The following is a 16922-nucleotide window of genomic DNA, read 5'->3' on the forward strand; positions in this document are numbered from 1 at the left end:
CGAAGATTACCCGTCCGAACGATCCGTTCGGTGCACGGCGCCGAACAGCACGGAGTCGAGGTCGTAGCGCATCGGCTCCTCCAGCTGGGCGTAGTCGCAGGACTCCGGGTCCCGGTCGGGGCGCCAGCGCACGAACTGCGTGGTGTGCCGGAACCGGGCCGGAAGCCCGCCTTCGGTGTGGTCGTAGGAGACCTCCACGACCCGTTCCGGCCGCAGCGGCACCCACGGCTGCTCGTTGCTGTTCCAGCGGTTCACCGAGCCGGGGAGCCGCCGCCCGGTCGCGTTCTCGCCGACCCACGGGTGCTCGCCGTCGGTGATCAGCTCGGTCAGCTCCCCGGCCAGCTCGCGGCGCCGCGCGGCGGAGAACGCGCCGACCACGCCGACGTGGTGCAGCACCCCGTGCTCGTCGTGCAACCCCAGCTGCAGCGACCCGACCGCGGTGCCGGGCTCGGTGTTGGCGTGCCAGCGCAGGCCCGCGACCACGCAGTCAGCGGTGCGCGAGTGCTTGATCTTGGACATCGTCCGCTTGCCCGGCACGTACGGGCCGTCGAGCGGCTTGGCGATGACACCGTCCAGCCCGGCGCCCTCGAACAGCCGGAACCACTCCTCGGCCAGCTCCGGGTCCTCGGTGGCCGGCGTGGTGCGCAACCCGGGACGGTCCAGGCCCAGGTCGGCCAGCAGTTCGCGGCGTTCGGACTGCGGCGAACCGGTGAGGTCCTGGTCGTCGAGGGCGAGCAGGTCGAAGGCGATGAACGTGGCCGGTGTGCGCTCGGCCAGCGCCTTGACCCTGCTGGCGGCGGGGTGGATGCGTTCGCTGAGCAGGTTCCAGTCGAGGCGGTCGCCGTCCTCGTCGCGGTGGATCACCACGAGCTCACCGTCGAGGACCGCAGGCCGCTCCAGCTGCTGCGCGAGCGTCGCCTGCACCTCGGGGAAGTAGCGCTCCAGCCCGCGCCCGGTCCGCGACTGCAGCATCGCCGGCGAACCCGGCTCGACGAACACCAGGCAGCGGAAACCGTCCCACTTCGGCTCGAACAGCAACCCCTCCCGGTGCGGGACGCCGTCGACGGGACTGGCCAGCATCGGTTTCACCGGAGGTTGCAGCGGCAGCACGACGGCCTCCTAGCGGACGCGTTGCTTGGGGGCTCGGTCCAGGCGCAGCCGGATCGCCGTGGGCAGCGTTTCCCGGCCCAGCGCTCGGCGGGCGCGGGCGAGGACCTTCTCGTCCAGCTCCTCCCACACGTGCCGGACGTTGGCGCCCTCCTGCAGCGACAGGGTCAGGCGCAGCGACGGGGACCGGTCGGTTCCGGCCATCCGCACCCGGGCCCGCTTGACGCCGGAGACCTGCTCGGCGTCGGCGCGCACCGCGTTGGCCAGCGCGCCCGAGGTGACGTGCAGGTCGCCGGAGTCGGCGTGCTCCAGGCGCACGTCCGGGTGCTGCTCGGGACGCATCGCCTGCACCAGCCACCACAGCCCCAGCACGAACAGCACCAACCCGGCGAGGAGACCGATCACGGCCGCGAGCTGCGCGTTGTCCCGCAGCCACTGCACGACCAGCGGGTCGGCGACCGGGCGCTGCCCGCGGAACACGCCCAGCGCGCCGGAACCCACCACCAGCGCCGCAGCTCCCACCAGCAGCGACAGCAGGCCCAGCAGGACCACGACGCCGCGTTCGAAAGCGGCGCCGCGACCGATCGGCGTGCTGCTCGGCTTGATCTCGGTCATCGGCGCTCCTTCGGCGCGGCCACCGACACCAGCACCTTCGGCGTGCTCGGCAGCGGCAGGTCCCCGACGGCGTGCTCGGCCGTGGAGGTCAGGCGTTCCCGCAGATCACCGCTCTCCCGGAAGCGGGCGGACGCCTTGACGCGCACCCGCTTGGCGCCCGCGGTGACGGTCGCTGCGGCGACCCCGTCCTGGTCGCGGACCTGGTGGCCGACCAGTCGCGCCAACGACCGCCGGTCGGTGGTGACGGTGACTTCCGGGGCCGGGTCGTGCAGCCGGAGCTCGCGGTGTCCCGAGGTGACCGCCGCGATCAGCAGCACCACGCCGAGCACCACCAGGGCGATGGCGAAGATCTGCACCGGTCTGTCGTCCCACGAGAAGCCGCTCAGCGCGTCGCGGATCCCGGCCGGGCCGAGGATCAGGCCGCGCGAGTCCGGCCGGATCAGGCTCCACGCGGACTCGATGGCCAGCAGCGCTGCGGCTGCGGCCACCACGAGGCCGGCGACGGCGGTGATCAGTCGTACGAACAGGCGCATCGTTCACTCCACCCGCGGCGGCGCGGCCGGCGGGACCAGGGCGGACACGGTCACGTCAACGCTGCGCACCTGGCAGCCGGCGATGCGGGACAGCTCCGCGTTCACGCGCTCGCGCATCGAGGCGACGACGTCGCGCACCGGGTTCGGGTAGCGCAGCGCCACGGTCAGCCGGACCCGCAGCGCGTCGTCGGTCCCGCTGACCTCGGCTCCCGCGGTGTGCTTGCGGCCGCTGCGCGCGCTGCCCGGGTCGACGTCAGCGGCGTGCGCGGCGATCTTGCGCAGCACCGAGCGGTGGACGTGCAGGCTGCCGCGCTCCTCGACCTCCTCGCCGGAAACGGCCTCCTCGGGCCGGGTGGCGGTTGCGGTCATCGGCGGTCCTTGGCGCGGCCGAGCAGGTCGCCGATCTCCAGCTCACCGTCGAGGATCCGGCCGACCACCAGTCCGACCGCGCCGATCAGCAGGGCGATCAGGAACCCGCTGAAGCCTCCGACCACCGCCGCGGTGCCGAGGATCAGTCCGGAGATCAGTCCGGTCTGCGTCGCATTCATCTCCGAGCCTCCTGTGACGAAACGAGCGGGTCATCGAACGCGGGGCGGTGCGTGGCGGCGCCGCCACCGGCAGCGGGCGCGGTGCAGCAGTCCCCGCACCCCGTTCGGCCTGACCTCGACCACGACCGGCGCGTCGAAGCGAGGATCGACCGGGCGGGCGCGCAACCGGGCGAGCCCGGCGGCGAACGCCTCCGGATCTCCCCCCACGTCCGGGTGGTTGGCCCGGATGAACGCGCGGATCTCGGCGCGCGTCGCCGGGTCCTGGTGCACGCCACCATTCTGCGCCTCCCCACCGCTCATCCGGTTTCCTGCGGATCCTCGGCCGTTTCCACGTCAGAGACGTAGATGTCCACCGGGGTCTCGCCGAGCTGTTCGGACAGCGCGCCGCGCAGTTCGGCGACGGTCTCCTGCAGCGGGCGGTCGAGGCGCAGCACCACCCCGATCTCCACCGGCCCGTCCTCGGGCATCCGCACGCCGGTCACCCGGTGGCCGGGGAAGTAGGACGCGATCTCACCGAACGCGCCCCCGTGCAGCCGAGCCACCGACGGGTGCGCGAGCACCTGGTCGGCGAGCTCACTGGCGGACGGCTGCTCCGGCAACTGGGCCTCCTAGGCGGTGTGGGAAGGGACGAGCTCACTCCACGCGCGACGGCGCGGCCTGAGTCGTCTCCTCCTCGTCCTCGCTGGGCAGGTGGATGTCGTTGACGACGATGTTGACCTCGATGACGTCGAGGCCGGTCATGCGCTCCACCGCGGTGATCACGTTGCGCCGCACCGCCCGCGAGAGGTCCACGATGGACGCCCCGTACTCGACGACGATGTCCAGGTCCACCGCGGCCTGCTTCTCACCGACCTCGACCTGCACGCCCGAGGTGGAGGAAGTGCCGCTGCCGCCCGGAATCCGGTCCCGTAGGGCGCCGAAGGCGCGCGAGACACCGCCGCCCATCGCGTAGACCCCGGAGACCTCGCGCGCGGCGATGCCGGCGATCTTCTGCACCACCGACGCGGCGATGGTCGTCTTGCCCTGCGACGTCTCGTCGGCCAGACGCGCCGGGGAACCGCCGGTGCGCGTCTCCGGGATGCGCCGCTCGGCGCTCTGCGCACCCGATTGGGTGGCCTGACCGGAGGGCGTGCCGCTGTTCTGGGCCATGAGATCCAGCTCCTTCCCGGTAACGCCGAAGCACTTCGGCGAGATGTGGCGCGAGGTGTGCCCGCACCTGGTCCGAGGGTGTCCCAGGTGCGATCGCGGCACCATTCGGTGCGTGAGATCGGGTGGGAGCGGTTCGCCCCACCCGTCACTCGGGCATTCTTCCGTAACGCAAAAACAGCAGCGAATCCGAGTGCAGCACCGACTCCAGCCGCATCGCGCGCAGCTGTTCCGCGCCCTTGCCGTTGGCGATGCGACCGGCGTCGCCGCTGGCCAGCATGGGGGAGAGGGTCAGGCACAGCTCGTCGACGAGGTCGTCGTCGACCAGGCTGCCGAACAGCTGAGGGCCGCCCTCGCAACCGATCCGGCGCAGCCCGCGCTGATCCAGCGCGTCGAGCGCGGCGGCTAGATCCACCCGATCGGTGCCCGCGACCACCACGTCGGCGCCGGCGTGGGCGAGCGCGGCCCTGCGCTCGGCGGGAGCCGACCCGCAGGTGATGACGATCGGCGGCACCAGCGTGTCGGTCAGCAGCGGCGAATCCAGCGGCAGCGCGGCCCGCGCGGTGACCAGCGCGATCGGTGGCACCTCGGACAAGCCCAGGCGGCCGCGGAGCTCGGCGCGCACCTCGTGGCGCTTGACGCCCCGGTAGCCCTCGGTCAGCGCGGTGCCCAGGCCGACCAGGACCACGTCCGAGAGGCTGCGGATCAGGCCCAGCACCTCCTGGTCCACCGGGTGCGACAGCGCCCGGGAACTGCCGCCGGAGGTGACCGCGCCGTCCAAGCTGGACACGAAGTTGACCCGCACCCACGGGCGTTGCAGCGTCTCGGGGAAGGCGTAGTGGGCTTCCAGTCGATCGCCCACGTCTCGCGCGCCGTCCACTGGCCAGAGTTCGTCGACCACGGATCCATCCCACCACGGGTGAGCAGGAGCACGTGCCGGGAGGACCTGGCTCGGCGGTGTCCGGTTATAGAGTCGGGCGCATGAATTTCGCCCGTCTGGTCGACCGCCGTCCAGAGATCACCCCGGACGAGCTGGTCCAGGCGATGACGCCGCCGCCCCGCTTCGAGGCGGCGCGCTTCGAGACCTACATCCCCAACCCCGAGGAACCCAGCCAGGCCCAGGCGGTGCGGGAGTGCTCGGCGTTCGCCGAGCGCATCAACGCCTCCGCGAGCGGTGGCGGCGGCTGGCTGCGCGGGATGTTCGGCGGCAAGAAGAAGACCGACGGCGACAAGCGCGGGCTCTACCTCGACGGCGGGTTCGGCGTCGGCAAGACGCACCTGCTGGCCTCGCTGTGGCACGCCACCGAGGGCACCAAGTCCTACGGCACCTTCGTCGAGATCACCAACCTGGTGGGCGCGCTCGGGTTCGCCGAGACCGTGCAGCGGCTCTTGCAGCACCGGTTGCTGGCCATCGACGAGTTCGAGCTGGACGACCCGGGCGACACGATGCTGGTCACGCAGCTGATCGCGAAGCTCACCGACGCGGGTGTGCACGTGGCGGCCACGTCCAACACGCTGCCGGACAAGCTCGGCGAGGGCCGGTTCGCGGCGGTGGACTTCCTGCGCGAGATCCACGCGATGTCCGCCCGCTTCAGCGTGGTGCGGGTCGACGGGCCGGACTACCGGCATCGCGGACTGCCCGAGGCGCCGCCGCCGATGGCCGACGACGAGCTGTCCCGGCTCGCCGAGGCCACCGACGGGTCGACGCTGGACGACTTCGACGAGCTCTGCGGGTTCCTCGCCGGGCTGCACGCCTCGAAGTACGGGCGCCTCGTCGACGGGGTCACCGCGGTGCACCTCTCCGGCGTGCACGCGGCCCCGGACCAGGACGTGGCGCTGCGCCTGGTGGCGCTGGCCGACCGGCTCTACGACCGGGCGATCCCGGTCCGGGTCTCCGGTGCACCGCTGTCCGGCCTGTTCACCGAGGAGATGCTGCAGGGCGGCTACCGCAAGAAGTACCTCCGCGCGATCAGCCGCCTCACAGCCCTCTCCCGCGACCTCACCAAGTCCTGACGAACCGGAGTTCCCGCGGGACCTTGCCCGCCGCCATCACTTCGTGAGGACTTCGGCGATGGCGTCGATACCGATGTCGAGGTCCTCGCGGCTGATGGTCAGCGGCGGGGCGATGCGCAGCGTGGTGGCCTGCGTTTCCTTGCACAGCACGCCCTTGGCGACCAGGGCCTCGCTGGCCTGGCGGCCGGAGGGACCGCCGGGCGCGATCTCCACGCCCGCCCACAGCCCGCGCCCGCGCACCTCGGCGACGCCGTTGCCGACCAGGTCGCCGAGGCGGGCGTGCAGGTGCGCGCCCAGCTCGCGGGAGCGCTCCTGGAACTCGCCGGTGCGCAGCAGCCGGATCACCGCCCGGCCCACCGCCGCCGCCAGCGGGTTGCCGCCGAAGGTCGAGCCGTGCTGACCGGGCTGCAGCACGCCGATGACGTCGTCGCGGCCCACCACGGCCGACACCGGCAGGATGCCGCCGCCCAGCGCCTTGCCCAGCGTGTAGAGGTCCGCGCGGACGCCGTCGTGGGCGCTGGCCAGCAGCTCGCCGGTGCGGGCCAGGCCGGACTGGATCTCGTCGCAGATCAGCAGCGCGCCGTGCTCGTCGCACGCGCGTCGCAGCCGGGGCAGGTAGTCGGCGGGCGGCACGATCACGCCCGCCTCGCCCTGGATGGGCTCGACCAGCACCGCCGCGGTCCGCTCGCTGATCGCGGCCTCCACGGAGGCGGCGTCGCCGTAGTCGGTGATGGTGAAGCCGGGGGTGTAGGGGCCGAACTCGGCGCGGGCGTCGGGGTCGGTGGAGAAGGAGACGATGGTCGTGGTGCGGCCGTGGAAGTTCGACCCGGCCACGATGATCTCGGCTTGGTTCTCCGGCACGCCCTTGATCTGGTAGGCCCACTTGCGGGCGATCTTGATCGCCGACTCGACGGCTTCGGCGCCGGAGTTCATCGGCAGCACCCGGTCGGTGCCGGTGAGCTCGGCGAGCTCGCGGCTGAACGGCCCGAGCTGGTCGTGGTGGAACGCCCGGCTGGTCAGCGTCAGCTTGCCCAGCTGCTCGGTGGCGGCGGCGACCAGCTCGGGGTGCCGGTGGCCGAAGTTCAGGGCCGAGTACCCGGCCAGGAAGTCCAGGTAGCGACGACCGTCCACATCGGTCATCCAGGCGCCGTCGGCCTCGGCGATCACGACCGGGAGCGGGTGGTAGTTGTGCGCGCTGAAGCGGTCGTCGAGCGCCAGGAACTCGGCGGCGCGGGACTCGGTGTCGAGCTGCGAGTGGACGGTAGCCATGAGCACAAGGCTATGTCGGTGGTCCAGTGGATTTCAGTCGCCGAGCCTTGCTTCTCGCGTCGCTTCGTTGCGTTCATTCGAGTGAGAACGAAGCTTCGTTGTGCTGTTCGGGCTCACAGCATGCGCGAGTCGTAGCTGCCCCGCGCGTACTGCTCGAGCGCGGTGCGCAGCCGCCGGCCCTCCTGCCTGCGGGAGATGAACCCGCCGGTCGCGCCGATCGGGTAGATCCGCCCGCCGCCGTGGTAGCTGCGAACCCGGTGCCACGGCCTCGACCGCGGCGCCGATCCGTCGGCCAGCCACACCGCCAGCGACGACGACTTGCCCCGGCCGACCACGCCGACGCGCGACACCTCACCCCAGGTGAACTCCCTGGTCAAGCCCATGCGGCGGACGAGGATGCCGTCGTTGTTGACCTTCAGCCGCAGGCTCGGCGCCAGCATCCGGCAGAACGACCAGACCGCGCCGAACAGCAGCAGCAGCGCGCCGAGCCGGAAGACCGCCAGCTGGTCCGGTTTGGTGAGCGAGCTCGTCAAGCTCCCCCGGTAGAAGGGGATGTCCACGCTGTCGGCGAGGTAGGTCACCGCCACCAGCAGCAGCGCGAAGGTCGCGGTCCACATCGCGGCCGCCACCCGCCCGCGCGTGCGGAACTCCGGTCCCGGCCCGTCCCGCCGCACGCGGGGCGCGCGCTGTTCGTGGGCCTGCGTCTGGCGCTTCTGCGGCGGCGAGGGCGCGATCTTGTCCCGCATCGCCGGTGCGGGAGCGGCTGGGGGCGCGTCGGCGGCCGGCGGAGCTTGGGTGTAGGCCTGCGTGACCGGCTTCGGGGCCGCCTGCGCCGCGGCGGGCACCGGCTGCGGCGGGGGAGTGTCCGGCGCCTGCGCGGTGCGCTGCAGCTCGGTGGCGTGCTGGGCGATCACCGCGGTGATCGGCTGCGGCAGCCAGCCGCTGCCCTGCGGGCTCGTCTCGCCGATCCGGTCCAGCATCTGCGCCGGGGTCGGGCGGGCCGCCGGGTCCTTGTGCAGGCACTCGGCCAGCAGCGGCCGGAGCCCTTCGGGTGCCTTCTCCAGCTCGGGCTCGGCGTGGGCGACCTTGTACAGCAGTGCCGCGGTGCTCTCCTCGCCGAACGGGCCGCAGCCGGTCGCGGCGAACACCAGCACCGCACCCAGCGAGAACACGTCGCTGGCCGGGCCCACTTCGCCGCCGAGCGTCTGCTCCGGCGAGAAGAAGCCCGGTGTGCCCAGGAAGATGCCGGTGGCGGTCAGGGAGTGCCCGGTCATCGCCCGCGAGATGCCGAAGTCGATGACGCGCGGACCGTCCGGGCCCAACAGCACGTTGGCCGGCTTGAGGTCGCGGTGCACCAGCTCGGCCTTGTGGATCGCCACCAGCGCCTCGGCGAGCCCGGCGCCGAGGCTGCGCACGGTGGCCTCGGGCAGCGGGCCGTGGTCGGCGACGGCCTGGTGCAGCGTCGGCCCGGGCACGTACTCGGTGGCCAGCCAGGGCTGCTCGGCGTCCGGGTCGGCGTTGACGACCGCGGCCGTCCAGAACCCGCCGACGGCGTGCGCGGCGTCGGCCTCGCGGCGGAACCGCTCGCGGAACTCGGGGTCCTCGGCGAGGTCGGCCCGGATGACCTTGACCGCGACCACCCGGCCACCGCGCGAGCGGCCGAGGTAGACCCCGCCCATCGCACCGCGGCCCAGGCGGGCCAGCAGCCGGTAGTCGCCGACCCTGGTCGGGTCGCTGGCCAGCAACGGCTGCACGGCGTCTTCGCCCCCTAGTTCGTCGGAAGTCGCGTTAGCGCTGTCCCGGTCAAAGCTTACGTACCCGCGGCCGCGGTGTCCGGGGAACGTCCGAAGCGTCACTTCGGTAATCGGTTACTTGGCTTCATTCCAGCCCTTTCACGATGCGCCGCGCTGTGGGTATGATCCGGCGCACCGTGACCTGGAGCACGATCACCGCAGATCGAGGGAGGCACGCCGTGACAGCCAGCGGACAACGCCCGGCAGTGGCGCTGCGCGGTGTCGGCAAGCGGTTCCCCGGGGTGGTGGCCGTCGACGACGTCACGCTGGAGATCGATCCCGGCGAGGTGCACGTCTTCGCCGGTGAGAACGGTGCCGGCAAGTCGACGCTGATGAAGATGATCGCCCAGATCGAGCAGCCCAGCAGCGGCCGGATCGAACTGGACGGCGCGCCGGTCACCTACCAGGGGCCCGGTTCGGCTCGGCGGCTCGGCGTGTCGATGGTGCACCAGGAGTTCGCGCTCGCCCCCGACCTGTCGGTGGCTGAAAACCTGTTCATCGGCCACGAACCCGGTCGCGGTGGCTGGATCTCGCGCACCGCCGAGCGCCGCGCGGCGCGGGACCTGCTCGTCCGCGTCGGCCTGGACATCGACCCCGGGCGGCGCGTCTCGCAGCTGTCCACAGCGGAGCAGCAGCGCCTCGAGCTCGCCAAAGCCCTGGCGGTGCGGGCGAAAGTGCTCATCCTCGACGAGCCGACGGCGAGCCTCACCGAACGCGAGGCCGAGGAGCTGTTCGGCATCGTCCGCGAGCTCACCGACCAGGGCATCGCGGTGCTCTACATCTCGCACCGGCTGGACGAGATCTTCGAGATCGGTGACCGCGTCACCGTGATGCGCGACGGGGCCGTGGTGGAGACCAGCCCGGTGGCGGGCCTGGACGAGGCCCGGCTGGTCCAGCTGATGGTCGGCCGCGACGTCTCCAACCTCTACCCGCGCACCCACCAGGCACCCGGTGAGGTGCGGCTGAAGGTCGACGGCCTCACCCGCGGCGAGCGGGTGCGCGACGTGTCCTTCGAGGTCCGCGCCGGCGAGATCGTGGGTCTGGCCGGGCTGGTCGGCGCGGGGCGGACCGAGCTGGCGCGCGCGGTCTTCGGCGCCGAACCGCCCGAGCGCGGAACGATCACAATGGACGGTCGCGCGCTGCGGATCCGCGGTCCGGCCGACGCCATCGCCGCCGGGATCGGCTACCTCACTGAGAGCCGCAAGACCGACGGGCTGGCCATGCAGCTGGGTGTGGACAAGAACATCACCTTGGCCAAGCTGCCGATGCTGCGCTACGGGCTGATCGACCTGCAGGGCGAGCGGCGCATCGCCGAGCGCCAGCGCGACGTGCTGCGCATCCGCGTCCCCCGCGTGGGGCGCCAGGCCCAGACGCTCTCCGGTGGCAACCAGCAGAAGGTCGTGCTGGCGCGCTGGCTGGAGACCGGGGCCGACGTGCTGTTCTTCGACGAACCCGGGCGCGGCATGGACGTCGGCGCCAAGTCGGAGATGTTCCAGCAGATGGATTCCCTCGCCCAGCAGGGGAAAGCGGTCGTGCTGATCTCCAGCTACCTGCCGGAGCTGCTGAACATGTGCGACCGGATCCTGGTGATGCGCGGCGGCCAGATCACCGGAGAGGTGCAGCGGACGGAGTTCTCCGAAGAACGCGTGGTCGCACTCGCGACCGGAGCGAAGGGCAACCATGACTGAGCAGACCAAGAAACCGTCCAATGGGGACGGTGGACTGCTGGGCGGGCTGAGCGACCGGCTCTCCGGCGCGGTCTCCCAGGTCGCGGCGGCAGGCGCGCTGATCGTCGTGTTCATCGCGCTGTCGATCATCGCGCCGTCGTTCCTCACCGCCGACAACCTGTTCAACCTCGGGTCGCAGACCTCGGTGAACGCGGTGATGGCGGTGGGCGTGACGCTGGTGATCATCACCGGCGGCATCGACCTGTCGGTGGGTTCTGTGGCCGCGCTGTCCGGCGTGATCGGCGTGCTGCTGATGGCCGACTACGGGTTCAACCCGCTGCTGGGCGTCGTCGGCGGACTGGCTGTCGGTGCGCTGGCCGGGCTGGTCAACGGGCTGCTGGTGTCGGTGGTCGGGCTGCCGCCGTTCATCGCCACGCTCGGGATGCTCAGCGTGGGGCGAGGCTTGGTGCTGATCGCCACCGGGGCGGTCGCGGTGTTCGGCGCGCCGGACTCGTTCCGGTTGCTCGGGCAGGGCGTCATCGGGATCCTGCCGATCCCGGTGCTGCTGATCATCGTGGTGGCGTTGCTCGGGTACGTGGTGCTCACCCGCACCCGGCTGGGCCGCTACGCGTACGTGATGGGTTCCAACATGGAGGCCGCCCGGCTGTCCGGTGTCCCGGTCAAGCGCTACATCACCTCGGTGTACGTGCTCTCCGGTGCGCTGGCCGGGCTCGGCGGCATGATCGCGGCGTCGCGGATCAACTCCGGTCAGCCGAACTTCGGCGAGGGCCTGGAGCTGGACGTGATCGCGGCGGTCGTCATCGGTGGCGCCAGCCTCTTCGGCGGGCGCGGCACCGTGCTCGGCTCGCTGATCGGGGCCTTCCTGGTCGCGGTCATCCGCAACGGGGCGGTGCAGCTCAACATCGGCACCTTCTACCAGAACGTGCTGATCGGCGTGATCATCTGGCTGGCCGTCTGGTGGGACTACTACCAGCGCCGCAAGCTCGGCGGCGACGCCGGGTAGCCACTCTCGCGATGAGCAAAGGAGCTCTGCGATGAAGAAGGTTCTGACCGCAACGTGCGTGATGCTGACGCTGGCGGCCACCGGGTGCAGCGTCGGCGTGCGCGAGCAGACCGGCGGCGGCCAGCAGGCCGGTGGCCCGATCAAGATCGCGGTGGTGCCCAAGGCGATCGGCTTCGACTTCTGGGAGAAGGTCCGCGTCGGCGCCGAGTGCGCCGGCTCCAAGCAGCAGGGCGTCGAACTGCAGTGGGACGGCGTGAGCGCGGAGAGCGACGTCAGCGGCCAGCAGAGCCTGCTGCAGGACATGCTCGCCCAGGGCAACGTCAAGGGCCTGGTCTACGCGGCCACCGACGCCAAGGCGCTGTCGGACGTCACCAAGACCGCGCAGGGCCAGGGCACCACGGTGGTCAACATGGACTCCGGCACCACGCCGCAGCCGCCGGACGTGCCGGTGTTCGCCACCAACAACGTCGCCGCCGCCGAGCAGGGCACCGACGAGCTCGCCAAGCAGCTGGGCGGCAAGGGCAAGGTGGCCTTCATCGAGTTCCAGGCCGGCACGAGCACCAACGAGACCCGCGGCCAGGGCTTCAAGAACGGGCTCGCCAAGCACCCCGGCCTGCAGCTGGTGGCGCAGCAGTCCAGCGACAGCGACTACAACAAGGCCCTGCAGGTCACGCAGGACATCCTGACCGCCAACCCGGACCTCAACGGCATCTACGCGGCCAACGAGCCCAGCGTGCTCGGCGCCGCCGAGGCGGTCCGCCAGTCCGGCAAGAGCGGCCAGGTCAAGATCATCGGCTGGGACACCTCGGAGGGGCAGATCCAGTCCCTGCGCGACGGCGTGATCACCGGTCTCATCGCGCAGAACCCGTTCAAGATGGGCTACGCGGCGGTCAACGCGGCCGTCACCAAGATCCGCGGCAGCGGCGAGCAGAACCCCAGCACCGACACCGGCGCCACCCTGATCACCAAGGAGAACCTGGACTCACCGGAGATCCAGAAGCTCCTCAACCCCAGCTGCCAGAACCCACCCGAGTGACCCGTCGCCAGGGGCGAGAACCGCGGTGTTCGTCAGTGCGAACACCGCGATCCTCGCTCCTGGGTGGTGGTTGATCCCCGCTGCGGGATTCCCCCGGTTGTGTTGTCGTGAGTTCGACGGCACTTCGCGAGTTCGGTTCGCGTGCCGTTCGGCCAGGTCACGGCATTCGGGGGTTTCGTGTTCAGCTGGCACTGGGGTTTCGCGCGTCTGCCGCGCCGTCGCGCGGCGGCGCTGGCCGGTGCCGCGCTGGTGCTCGGCAGTTGCGCGCCCTCGGCCGTGGCGCTGCACGACCAGCTCCGCACCCACGACCCGCCCAGCACCTACGAGACGCTGAACCGGCCCACCGGGGCTCCGGCAGCCGCTGTCAGCGCGGTCGACCAGCAGGCGGCCGCTCAGGGGAACGCGTTGGGCGTGGCGGTGCTGGACCGGGCGACCGGCGAGCTCTCGTTAGGCCGGAACGGGCAGCAGCCGATGTACTCCGCGTCCCTGTCCAAGATCATCGTGACGGTGGAGCTGCTCGAACGCGGCCGGGCCACGCAGCAGGACAGGCTGCTCATCCAGCGCGCCCTCGGGCCGAGCGACGACGAGGCCATGAACGCGCTCTGGGACCGCCACGGCGGGACATCGCTGATCACCACCGGGGCCGAGCGGATGAACCTCCAGCAGACCCGGCCACCGGAGGAACCCGGGCGCTGGGGCGACACGATCACCTCCGCCCGCGACATCGCCGCCGTCTTCCAGCACCTGTTAGGCAAGACGCCGCCCGGCGACCGCGACTTCGTCCTCCGCGCGCTGCACGCGGCTCCGGAGATCGCGGCGGACGGCGTCAACCAGAAGTTCGGGCTGATGGCGGTCAACGCCCAGGCCGTGAAGTCCGGCTGGATGTGCTGCCAGCAGGACAAGGTGTGGGTGCACAGCGCGGGCGTCATCGATCCCGACCGCAAGCGCTACGTCGTCGCGCTGCTCAGCGCCCAACCCAGCTCGGTCGGCTACGGCAAGGCCGTCGACGACCTCACCGCAGCCGCCCGCACCGCGCTCACGCCGCTCCGCTGACCTGTTCCCGCTGGCTGGCCAGCCCGATCGTGAGCAGCAGCGCCATCAGCACGCCCAGCAGCAGCACCGCCATCGAGACGCCGATGGTGTGCGCCAGCAGCGCCGTGGCCAGCAGCAGCACCGAGCCCACCACCGAGATCACCGCCGGGGACTTGCCCGCGTCGGAGTACCCGGCGTGCAGCAGCCCGGTCAGCAGCAGGTACACCACCAGCGGCACCGCCACGGTGAGCGCGGCGGAGACCTCGCCGAGGTGCGCCTTGTGCGCGTCGGCGTCGATGGCGACCTCCAGCCCGGCACCGACCGCCGCCACCGAGGCGAACACGAAGAGGTGGCTGTATCCCCAGGTCAGCGCGCTTCGCAGGCTATCGCGGAGGTGCTCGACGACGGAGTGCTTGAAGTAGATCCACCACATCGCGAAGATCATCAGCAGGCCGCCGACGCCGATCTCCAGCAGCCCGGCCGACCAGCCGCCGTCGGCGACGTCCTCCTGCATCGCCGCGGTCACCGCCAGCACGACCTCGCCCAGCACGATGATCGTGAACAGGCCGTAGCGCTCGACGATGTGGTGCGGGTGCCACGTGGTGGGCGAGTGCCGCTCGGCGATGGCCGGCACCGCGAGCTCGGCCACGACCAGGACCAGGAACCCGATCTCGCCGAGGGGGTGCGGCAGCAGCAGGCGCAGCAGCCAGCCGACCTGGACCAGCGCGATGCCGCCGGCGTAGCGCAGCGTGCAGGCGCGCCCCTCGGGGTGCTCGGCGGCGGCGCGCAGCCACTGCGCGATCATCGCCACCCGCATCACCACGTAGCCGATGGTGACGACGGTGAAGTCGTAGTCGTGGAACGTCGCGGGCACACCGGCGGCCAGCACCAGTACGCCGCCCATCTGCAGCAGCGTCAGCAACCGGTAGGGCGCGTCGTCGACGTCGTAGGCCGAGGCGAACCAGGTGAAGTTCATCCACGCCCACCAGATCGCGAAGAACACCATCATGTAGCCGAGAACCGCGGGGGTGAAGTGCCCCTCGGCGAGCCCGTGGTGCAGCTGCACGGCGGCCTGGCCGACCGCGGCCACGAAGCACAGGTCGAACAACAGCTCCAGCGGTGTCGCCGCCCGGTGGGACTCCTCAGGATCGCGTGCGACCATCCGGCCACGCAGCGGCGGCATCTGCTTGCTCATGGTCGCGGATTATTGCAGTCCCCCACACGTGCCATCGTTCGTGCAGGTAGTTGCGTTGCCGGACCGAAATGATCGTCCACAGTGCATGACCGGAGCGCATGCGCCCGAACACGGACAGTGCGGTAGTCTCGACGGCGCAAGGGGGTCAGGGTCGGCAGTCGGGGGACGACCGGAGGAGCCGGGTGCGCACGCGCGCCCGGCTCCCCGTGTATGTGTGCCCGCGCACTGTTGATCGGTCACCCTCGGCGGTTTTTGGCATGATCCGACGCGGATGACGTCGCGTAGCGGCAGTGCGGCCGGCAGCGGAAGGAACGTGTGTGGTGACCAAGATCGAACGTCTGGGAGTCGTCGGTGGCGGGCAGATGGGCGGGGGCATCGCCGAGGTCGGCGCCCGCGCGGGTCTGGACGTGATCGTCCGCGAGATCGATGACGACGCCGCCCGGGCCGCTCGCTCTCGGCTGTGGAAGTCGCTGAACCGCGCGGTCCAGAAGGGCAAGATGACCGAGGCGGAGCGCGACGCCACCCAGGAGCGCCTGCACTTCACCACCACGCTCGCCGACCTCGACGACCGCGAGATGGTGATCGAGGCGATCGCCGAGGACGAGGGCCTCAAGCTCAAGACCTTCGCCGAGCTCGACGAGATCGTCACCGACCCGGAGGCGATCCTGGCCTCCAACACCTCGTCGATCCCGATCGCCAAGATCGCCGGCGCCACCAAGCGCCCTGAGAAGGTCATCGGCGTGCACTTCTTCAACCCGGTGCCGGTGCTCAAGCTCGTCGAGCTGGTCCCGTCGCTGCTGACCAGCGACGACACCATCGAGCGGGCGGGCCGGTTCGCCACCGAGCAGCTGGGCAAGCAGACCATCCGCGCCGAGGACCGCTCCGGGTTCATCGTCAACGCGCTGCTGGTGCCCTACCTGCTGTCCGCGATCCGGATGTTCGAGGCCGGTCACGCCAGCGCCGAGGACATCGACAACGGCATGGTGCTGGGCTGCGCTCACCCGATGGGCCCGCTGACGCTGTCGGACATGGTCGGCCTGGACACCGTCAAGGCCATCGCCGACTCGATGCACGAGGAGTACGCCGAGCCCACCTACGCCGCTCCGCCGCTGCTCAAGCGCATGGTGGACGCCGGCCTGAAGGGCAAGAAGAGCGGTCAGGGCTTCTACAGCTACGAGTGATCGCAGGTCCGGACCGGTCGCGCTCGTCGGGCCGGTCCGGACTCACTCCTGCTCGCCGATGGTGCCGCGCAGCGCGTCGACCGCGTGGTCGCGGTGCTCGGCGAGCAACCGGATCAGGTCGTCGGCGCGGCGGTCCTCGGCCGCGGCGATGATGGCCTCGTGCTCGCGGCGGACGCGGGCGCGGTTGGTGCCGGAGTTGTAGTAGACGGCGCGGTAGGCGTCCGTGGCGTCCCAGAGCGTGCGCACCACGCGCAGCAGGCGCGGCATCCCGGCGGGTTCAAGCAGCGCGAAGTGGAACCGGCGGTTGGCCGAGATCATCGCCACCAGGTCGCCATCCTCGGCCGCCTTCTCCACGTCCTGGCCGGCGTCAGTGATGCGCGTCAGGTCGGCGTCGGTGAGCCGCTCCGCCGCCACCTTCGCCGCCTCGGACTCCAGCAGCTCGCGCATCCGGTAGACCTCCAGCAGGTCGGCCAGCGACAGCTCGGCCACCGAGTAGCCCCGGTGCGGCTGGTAGACGACCTGCCCCTCGGCCTCGAGCGTCTTGAGCGCTTCGCGCAGCGGTACGCGGCTGACTCCCATGCCCGCCGCGATCGAGTCCTGGCGGATCGGCTGACCCGGCGTAAGGTCACCCGACACGATTGATTTGCGCAGCTCATCGAGGACGTACTCCTGAGTGGTGGGCGGTCTGCGCATCACGGTCTCCAACGTCGGCTGCGGACACGCGGGCGCCGGGACGGCTTGACCGCGTATCGATCAACTGTAT

Annotated in this window: 19 protein-coding genes; 6 read left to right on the forward strand and 13 right to left on the reverse strand. The window is 71.2% G+C overall.

What is annotated here, in order from left to right; genetic code table 11:
- Positions 1–6: 6 nt before the first annotated feature.
- The 9 genes from R4I43_RS14130 to R4I43_RS14170 all read right to left on the reverse strand — a co-directional run bounded on the left by R4I43_RS14130 (position 7) and on the right by R4I43_RS14170 (position 4850).
- A complete protein-coding gene (locus R4I43_RS14130) occupies positions 7–1110 on the reverse strand; it encodes an ATP-dependent DNA ligase (RefSeq protein ID WP_324266067.1) in 1104 nt (367 codons plus the stop codon).
- A gap of 9 nt (positions 1111–1119) precedes the next feature.
- Positions 1120–1722, reverse strand: a complete 603-nt coding sequence (amaP, locus tag R4I43_RS14135; RefSeq protein ID WP_324266068.1) for an alkaline shock response membrane anchor protein AmaP — start codon at positions 1720–1722, stop codon at positions 1120–1122.
- Complete coding sequence (locus R4I43_RS14140; RefSeq protein WP_324266069.1) at positions 1719–2255, reverse strand: DUF6286 domain-containing protein; 537 nt, start codon at positions 2253–2255, stop codon at positions 1719–1721. Before R4I43_RS14140 ends, amaP begins: the two co-directional genes overlap by 4 nt.
- Before the next feature lie 3 nt (positions 2256–2258).
- Positions 2259–2624 carry an Asp23/Gls24 family envelope stress response protein gene (locus R4I43_RS14145; RefSeq protein ID WP_324266070.1) on the reverse strand — a complete coding sequence of 122 codons (366 nt, stop codon included), beginning with the start codon at positions 2622–2624 and terminating at the stop codon, positions 2259–2261.
- A complete protein-coding gene (locus tag R4I43_RS14150) occupies positions 2621–2803 on the reverse strand; it encodes a hypothetical protein (RefSeq protein ID WP_324266071.1) in 183 nt (60 codons plus the stop codon). Before R4I43_RS14150 ends, R4I43_RS14145 begins: the two co-directional genes overlap by 4 nt.
- 30 nt (positions 2804–2833) lie before the next feature.
- On the reverse strand, positions 2834–3103 hold the full coding sequence (locus tag R4I43_RS14155) for a hypothetical protein (protein WP_324266072.1): 270 nt from the start codon (positions 3101–3103) through the stop codon (positions 2834–2836).
- Positions 3100–3402, reverse strand: a complete 303-nt coding sequence (locus tag R4I43_RS14160; RefSeq protein WP_324266073.1) for a hypothetical protein — start codon at positions 3400–3402, stop codon at positions 3100–3102. Before R4I43_RS14160 ends, R4I43_RS14155 begins: the two co-directional genes overlap by 4 nt.
- Before the next feature lie 34 nt (positions 3403–3436).
- Entirely contained in the window at positions 3437–3952 is a 516-nt protein-coding gene (locus R4I43_RS14165; RefSeq protein ID WP_324266074.1) for an Asp23/Gls24 family envelope stress response protein, read from the reverse strand.
- A gap of 145 nt (positions 3953–4097) precedes the next feature.
- Positions 4098–4850 (reverse strand): pyrimidine reductase family protein, encoded by a 753-nt coding sequence (locus tag R4I43_RS14170; protein WP_324266075.1) that lies wholly within the window; start codon positions 4848–4850, stop codon positions 4098–4100.
- Positions 4851–4930: 80 nt separating this feature from the next.
- On the opposite strand from R4I43_RS14170, the gene zapE reads away from it, so the two are divergent.
- Entirely contained in the window at positions 4931–5962 is a 1032-nt protein-coding gene (gene zapE, locus R4I43_RS14175) for a cell division protein ZapE (protein WP_324266076.1), read from the forward strand.
- Positions 5963–5998: 36 nt separating this feature from the next.
- Here the strand turns inward: zapE and rocD are convergent, their stop codons facing one another.
- Entirely contained in the window at positions 5999–7231 is a 1233-nt protein-coding gene (rocD, locus tag R4I43_RS14180) for an ornithine--oxo-acid transaminase (protein WP_324266077.1), read from the reverse strand.
- 113 nt (positions 7232–7344) lie between these two features.
- Positions 7345–8985, reverse strand: coding sequence for a serine/threonine-protein kinase (locus R4I43_RS14185; RefSeq protein WP_324266078.1), 1641 nt, complete (start codon positions 8983–8985; stop codon positions 7345–7347).
- A gap of 218 nt (positions 8986–9203) precedes the next feature.
- Between R4I43_RS14185 and R4I43_RS14190 the strand changes: the two genes are divergently transcribed.
- The 4 genes from R4I43_RS14190 to R4I43_RS14205 all read left to right on the forward strand — a co-directional run bounded on the left by R4I43_RS14190 (position 9204) and on the right by R4I43_RS14205 (position 13804).
- A complete protein-coding gene (locus R4I43_RS14190) occupies positions 9204–10712 on the forward strand; it encodes a sugar ABC transporter ATP-binding protein (RefSeq protein WP_324266079.1) in 1509 nt (502 codons plus the stop codon).
- Positions 10705–11715 (forward strand): ABC transporter permease, encoded by a 1011-nt coding sequence (locus tag R4I43_RS14195; protein WP_324266080.1) that lies wholly within the window; start codon positions 10705–10707, stop codon positions 11713–11715. The genes R4I43_RS14190 and R4I43_RS14195 overlap by 8 nt, the downstream gene beginning before the upstream one ends.
- Positions 11716–11746: 31 nt before the next feature.
- Complete coding sequence (locus R4I43_RS14200; RefSeq protein ID WP_324266081.1) at positions 11747–12751, forward strand: substrate-binding domain-containing protein; 1005 nt, start codon at positions 11747–11749, stop codon at positions 12749–12751.
- Between the two features lie 141 nt (positions 12752–12892).
- A complete protein-coding gene (locus R4I43_RS14205) occupies positions 12893–13804 on the forward strand; it encodes a serine hydrolase (RefSeq protein ID WP_324266082.1) in 912 nt (303 codons plus the stop codon).
- Here R4I43_RS14205 and R4I43_RS14210 read toward each other — a convergent pair.
- Positions 13788–14978 (reverse strand): low temperature requirement protein A, encoded by a 1191-nt coding sequence (locus R4I43_RS14210; RefSeq protein WP_324266083.1) that lies wholly within the window; start codon positions 14976–14978, stop codon positions 13788–13790. The genes R4I43_RS14205 and R4I43_RS14210 overlap by 17 nt on opposite strands.
- 320 nt (positions 14979–15298) lie before the next feature.
- Here R4I43_RS14210 and R4I43_RS14215 point away from each other — a divergent pair, with 320 nt between their 5' ends.
- Positions 15299–16159: a 3-hydroxybutyryl-CoA dehydrogenase gene (locus R4I43_RS14215; protein ID WP_324266084.1), complete on the forward strand. Its 861-nt coding sequence runs from the start codon at positions 15299–15301 to the stop codon at positions 16157–16159.
- 42 nt (positions 16160–16201) lie between these two features.
- Here R4I43_RS14215 and R4I43_RS14220 read toward each other — a convergent pair whose 3' ends face one another.
- The gene (locus R4I43_RS14220; protein ID WP_324266085.1) at positions 16202–16852 is read right to left on the reverse strand and encodes a GntR family transcriptional regulator; all 651 of its coding nucleotides are present in this window, start codon (positions 16850–16852) and stop codon (positions 16202–16204) included.
- Positions 16853–16922: the final 70 nt, after the last annotated feature.

The organism is Saccharopolyspora mangrovi (assembly GCF_035320975.1).
Classification (GTDB): domain Bacteria; phylum Actinomycetota; class Actinomycetes; order Mycobacteriales; family Pseudonocardiaceae; genus Saccharopolyspora; species Saccharopolyspora mangrovi.